The 4,959-nt window shown below is 61.2% G+C and carries 2 protein-coding genes and 5 pseudogenes; 4 read left to right on the top strand and 3 right to left on the bottom strand.

The features are described 5' to 3' along the window. A pseudogene (locus tag EOA36_RS27495) lies at positions 1-268 on the top strand (hypothetical protein); the annotation flags it as partial. Between the two features lie 597 nt (positions 269-865). Next, a complete protein-coding gene (locus EOA36_RS27490; protein WP_126097346.1) occupies positions 866-2,203 on the top strand; it encodes an amidase in 1,338 nt (445 codons plus the stop codon). A gap of 357 nt (positions 2,204-2,560) precedes the next feature. Here the strand turns inward: EOA36_RS27490 and EOA36_RS27485 are convergent, their stop codons facing one another. From EOA36_RS27485 to EOA36_RS38845, 3 genes and pseudogenes are all read right to left on the bottom strand, one after another. Continuing rightward, positions 2,561-2,914 carry a transposase gene (locus EOA36_RS27485; protein ID WP_126097345.1) on the bottom strand — a complete coding sequence of 118 codons (354 nt, stop codon included), beginning with the start codon at positions 2,912-2,914 and terminating at the stop codon, positions 2,561-2,563. Between the two features lie 64 nt (positions 2,915-2,978). Then, positions 2,979-3,170, bottom strand: a pseudogene (locus tag EOA36_RS38850) (ATP-binding protein); the annotation flags it as partial. Positions 3,171-3,292: 122 nt separating this feature from the next. Further along, positions 3,293-3,640, bottom strand: a pseudogene (locus EOA36_RS38845) (ATP-binding protein); the annotation flags it as partial. Here EOA36_RS38845 and EOA36_RS27475 point away from each other — a divergent pair. Both EOA36_RS27475 and EOA36_RS38460 read left to right on the top strand, forming a co-directional pair. Next, a pseudogene (locus EOA36_RS27475) lies at positions 3,632-3,867 on the top strand (IS21 family transposase); the annotation flags it as partial. The pseudogenes EOA36_RS38845 and EOA36_RS27475 overlap by 9 nt on opposite strands. A gap of 494 nt (positions 3,868-4,361) precedes the next feature. Further along, positions 4,362-4,782 (top strand): annotated as a pseudogene (locus EOA36_RS38460) (transposase); the annotation flags it as partial. Positions 4,783-4,959 lie beyond the last annotated feature (177 nt).

Here is a 4,959-nt window from a genome sequence, read left to right as displayed (position 1 = left end):
GGCGCAAGTCGAGAGCAGCCTTGCAACTTTGCTGCAGGACATTGCGGTTGCGACCTTCCGTGCCTGCCAGTGCCGGGACTACGCCCGCGTCGACCTCCGGATCGACCGCTCCGGTCAGCCCTTTGTCTTGGAGATCAACTCGATGCCGGGGCTGAGTATGAACTCCGAATTTGTCCTAGCCGCGATTGCCGCTGGACATAGCTACTCGAGCTTGATCAATCGCATCCACGATATCACCCACGCGAGGTACTTCGAAATCGTTGGCTAGATGCCATAATGGGCCGACGCTCCTCGCATAGCGACGAAAGTGACTATTCCTCCCGGTGACGATGTAGGGCGGGTTGGTCGACCCCAGGGCCAGCAACCCATCGCCTCGCAGGAGCGTCACTTGCGGGAAGCCAAGGCGGCGGCTGAGGTCTACACGGGCGCCGGATGCTTTCCCGGCTACTCACCGGGCGCTCGATGGTCAGTGCGACCTCGAGCCCGCCGACTGAACCGGGCGATGAGCCGGGCACCGAGGCCAGTATGATTTTCCCTCGTGATCTAAACATTACTATTGAGGGGGAACTTCGGAGACGGGAATTTTCATCACTAAACCGGATTCGACTACTCACGATAATCTGCGCGGCCTTGCCGTTGTGGGAAAGAGGAACAATGGTGAAGCTCCGTCTGGAGACATTGCAGGCCATTAACGTCGATTTTTTTGACAACCTATGGGCCGAAGAGGATCTTCAAAAGTTGGTGACGCCCCGGTTCGGGGTAGTTCCTAGCTTCGAGAGTTTGCTATCGGATTTGCGCAGAATCGGCGCCAGAGACCTGGGCCAAGTTGCTCCGGACGCCCTAGCGCAAGCAACAGACACTGGCCATGACTGAATGGAGGTCAATCAAAACTATTGCGGCCGCACTCGAGGGCGGCAACCGGTCCGCGGTCGAGATCATCAGCGACTGTATTGCTGCGGCCGAACGGACCAATCCCTCGCTGCGCAGCTTCATTACGGTTGCCGCCGACCATGCACTCGCCCAGGCGGCCAAGGCCGATACACGCCGGAAGGCCGGCCGCGTTCTGGGACCGCTTGATGGAATTCCTTATGCCGCCAAGGATATGTTCGAAACGCGCGGGATCAGGACCACCGGCGGCAGCAGGGTGTTAGAGAACAATGTGCCGGAGAGGTCGGCGGCGGCCATTTGCATGCTTGAGGCAGCGGGGGCGGCCCTGATCGGCAAGACCAATCTCCACGAATTCGCATTTGGCGCGACCGGTGAGAACCGCTGGGCCGGAACAGTCGTCAACCCGCATGATGAGACAAGGCTCGCTGGTGGCTCGAGCAGCGGCTCCGCGGCAGCCGTGGCGGCGGGCATCGTGCCGTTCGCGCTTGGCACCGATACGGGCGGCTCGGTTCGTATCCCGGCCGCGCTCTGCGGCATCGCCGGGTACAAGCCGAGCTATGGCCTGATCAGTCTCGACGGCGTCATCCCCTATTGTTGGTCGCTGGACCATGCGGGCGTACTCGCGACATCTGTTGAGGACCTGGAGCTTGTCGTCAGGCAAATCGCGAAGCTCCCGTCGGCGACGCCACCCGGCGCGGCGCCGAGGGTTGCCTTGGTCAACGGCTGCGAGAACAAATGCGACGCGTCGGTGCACGACGCGTTCCTCGCCACGAAGACACACATCGGACGGCGGGGCGCCACATTCGGCACGATCGCACTCCCCGATCAGTCCGAGGCCCGTGCAGTCTCGCTGACAATCCAGCTCGCCGAAACTCTTGCGTATCACGGCCCTAATCTTGCCAGCGCCCGAGATCGATTCGGTGCCGACATGCGCGGCGGCATTGTGATGGGTCAGTTCCTGTCCGCAGAAAGCTACGTCCAGTGTAAGCGCGTGCTGTCGACCTACAGGCGATCATTTGCGCAGGCCATGCAGACGTTCGAATTCCTGTTGATGCCGACCTGTCCGATCACAGCGCCGGAGGTCGGGACCATCGACGTGGACATAGCCGGGCAGACTATTCCACTTGGCAGTGCCCTGACGATGTTCACTTCCTTCTTCAATCTGGTAGGCGCGCCGGTGATAGTGCTCCCGGTAGCCTCGCCGAGCGGCGGCCTGCCCGTGTCTGTGCAGATTATTGGTGCACCCGGCTCCGATGCGCAGCTCTTTGGGGTCGCCCTCAGGCTCGAGAGCGTATGCAGGGAGGCGAGATTCTGATCGCGTCAACCAGTGACTTCGAGCGTTCGACAAGAACACGGGACTGGTCTAGAAAACTGAGAGGACAGTTCTGGAGTGCACCCCGCGACTGAGACAAATTAATAGCAGACAATTCCTGAATTACAGGAAGAAACGGTTGGAAGAAAAGCCGAGATTTAGCGAACAAGAGGAACACTCCATGCTTTTGCGGATGGACGGGATGCAAATTCCGAGGGATGTCGCCCTCCGATTCCGAAATGATCTCGCCCCCTCGTTCCGAGATTTAACCGCCCCCTGAATCCGAAATGATGCCGCCCCCTTGGAGGCATGCGCTAAGATAGCTTCGGCATGGACTGAAATTTGCGCTTTCGAGGTGGCTCACGCCATCGATGTCGCAAGGCATGGAGATTTTGGCGCAGGGTTGCCAAGGGCGGTTGAGCAAAGATCGCTGCGATCAGCGAGGCGACGATCTGGCGGGTGGCGCGCCACAGCAGCGGGCGCCCGTCGCTCAAGGGGAGAGACACCCAACTCCTGCGAAAGGGTTTCGGTCACAAGCGCGATGAGGAAGTGGGCAAGAATCCAAGGCTTTGCGATCCTTGGCTCTTTGGCGGGAGGCGTGGCCAGTCCGATCAGGCTCTTCAGACGCTTGAAGGCGAGCTCGATGCGCCAGCGCATGCGATAGAGCTTGAGAACTGTGCCGGAGGGAAACTCGTCCTGGTCAAGCGAGATCACAAGGTGTCAATGCCGCTCGAATTTTCCCCAAAAGTGCCGAAGTAAAATTCCCCAGTTTCGCCGCTCAGGCTGTCGCGGAGGGGTGTCCATTTTTCGGTGGCCGGCCGCGCGGCCGCGATGGTGGATTTATTGTCGGCGGCGTGATGGAGGCTTTTGATCGCAAGTGTTCGGGCATGAGCTCGGCGTGCTGGCGGAGCCGATAACTCGATCCGTCGATCTGGACGACGACCGCATGGTGAAGCAGGCGATCGAGAAGTGCGGTTGTGACGACAGGGTCGCCGAAGACCTCGCCCCATTCGGCGAAACCGCGATTTGAGGGAGAATCATTGCGCCCTTCTCGTAGCGGGCGTTGACGAGTTGGAAGAACAGATTGCCGCCACCGTGGACGACGGGCAAGTAGCCGATCTCATCGACAACGAGCAGAGCAGGCCGGCAGAAGAAGCGGATGCGTTCCTGCAGGCGGCCTTCGCGTTCGGCCCTTGCCAGCGCGGCGATGAGTTCGGCGAGCGTGCAGAAATAGACGCTCTTTCCAGCCTTCACAGCCTCGACTGCAAGCGCAATGGCCAGATGGCTCTTGCCTGTGCCGGGCGGGCTGAGGAAGTGGATGACCTCGCAGCGGGCGACGAAGCCGAGTTGGGCCAGCGTGAAGATTCGATCGCGGTCGAGCGAGGGCTGGAAAGAGAAGTCGAAGCTGGCGAGCGTCTTGACCGTGGCCAGCCGGATCACATGCCTTCATCGCACCGCCGTGGACGATCGAGAGGATCAACCGGGAAGCTTCCGCGATCGGTCTCGATGCGGCCTTGCTGTGCCAGAAGATACTGGCGGATCGGCCGCATCCCGAACAAGGCTTCCGCGCCTGTCTTGGCGTCATACGGCTCGTCAAGGGCTTCGGCCGCGAGCGCGTCAACGCCGCCTGCGGCCGGGCGCTGGAGATCAACGCCAGGACTTATGGCTATTGCAGACTGTGGTGCAGGAGGCTTTCGAAGCCGAGAGGACGGAGGCGATCTGGCAGCGAAGAGGTCGGCCGGTGACGATCAGGCTGAGGCGCCTTAGCCCCTCGCCCTGGGGCGAACGCCGTGGGGTTGCGCCGGTCAGGCAACGCGGCGGTAAGCCGATCTCCTCGATGCAGGCTTTGGGAAAGCGCAGCTTCGCTGGGACAAGGCGGTTCCTAATGCGCTTGTCGGCCCGCGGGCGAGCTTACGGTCGAGCATTCGGCCGTGCCAGTCCTTGTGGTCTGATCTCATTGGCGCTGCTCTGTTCGGCCTTCGCGCCAAACAGCTGCCGTTCCGGGCTATCACTCAAAGGAGCTTACAAGTAGGGTCCCGTTACAGAACAAGGCGGCGCCTCCTCGCTTTCGTACCAAAGGCCCTCAGGTTCGCCGCCGAAGCCGGCGAGATCAAAAGGCGTTCATTCACTGACGGGTGGTGCTTAAATGTTCAGGCCGATGCCGTTGTTCAAAGTGGGCCGCAATCCTGGTCCGCTGACCCCAGGCGCTGTGCTGGGCGGATGCGCGCCGAAAGTTCTTCGTGCTTGCCGACGTCGCTACCAATGCCAAGCGCGCAAGGATGCCGCACCGATCTCGCGGATCGCGCTCGAGGCGGTCAACCAATGGACCTGCTGTTGATGTCGAGCGCGACATCAAAGGTCTTGCCGCCGACGAACGCCTGCGAGGACGCCAGCAGGAAAGCCGGCCGTTGGCAGAGACGCTTAGGGGATGCGGAGCGAGCGGGCAAGACTGTCCCGAAGCTCTCCGGTTGCTGAGCCGATCGAGTATGTGCTGAAGGGTGGGAAGGTTTATGACCTTGTTCGCCGACGGCCGGATCAGCCCGACCAACAACGCTGCCGAGCGGGCGTTGCGTCTCTTTGCTACGCGACGATCGCCGACCCATTATGGCTTTCAGCTCAGAGGAATCGAAGTTCGCGATCGCCGTTGCTCAGGACCTCCGCCCCTCCATCGGTCACCAGGATCGTCTCGCTGCAACCGATCGCGAAACGGCCCTCCTCGTCGGTCAGGAACAGCGGCATGTGCAGCGCCATGTTGGGCC

Origin of the sequence: Mesorhizobium sp. M8A.F.Ca.ET.021.01.1.1, assembly GCF_003998025.1 — a bacterium.
Taxonomy (GTDB): Bacteria; Pseudomonadota; Alphaproteobacteria; order Rhizobiales; family Rhizobiaceae; genus Mesorhizobium.
This window is presented reverse-complemented; position numbering and strand designations above follow the sequence as displayed.